We start from the raw sequence: 561 nt of genomic DNA on the forward strand, positions 1-561 counted from the left end.
TACAGGCTAACCACATATTCCGATGATAAATTGGAATTAAGCATCTTAGTAGTCTGGGTCGTTATCCGATAAACACCTCCAGTTGCAGAAACTGTAAAACCGAAAAATGCATTGGTCCTTTCGTATGACGAAACATTGATACCCGATGTGGTTGAAGTAGTAATTCCTTCTTTCGACCCGCCCTCTACTAAATCCTGAAGTATATGAAAATCAATGTAATTAAATAATACATCAAAAAAAGGATTAGATGTATGCGACTCTTTAGATCCTTTTGTAATTGAAGAAATCTCTAAGAGACTTAACGTTTCATAATTCTTCAGCTCAATTAGCTTTTTATGGACTTCTATTATTAAATCAGCGCATTGCATATTCCCATCTACTTCAATTTTTAATGGGATTGAATTTAAAAAGCAGCCTAATATCTTATCACCATCTTCCGTATTGGGTCTTGTATTTGCAACAAGACCTGTTACTATTCCAGAAGTATTACCTAATACCCTGAGCATATATAGATATGCGCTGAACGATACAACTTTTACGGTTGTATTTAAAGTCCTGGCA

At 34.9% G+C, this 561-nt stretch carries 1 protein-coding gene; it reads right to left on the reverse strand.

Annotated elements, in window-relative coordinates:
* Positions 1-506, reverse strand: a 506-nt coding sequence (locus tag A4R26_RS07430; protein ID WP_242674853.1) for a condensation domain-containing protein, incomplete at its 3' end; no start/stop codon positions are given.
* Between the last annotated feature and the right edge of the window lie 55 nt (positions 507-561).

The sequence above is a fragment of the Niastella populi genome (assembly GCF_002078015.1).
GTDB classification, from domain to species: domain Bacteria; phylum Bacteroidota; class Bacteroidia; order Chitinophagales; family Chitinophagaceae; genus Niastella; species Niastella populi.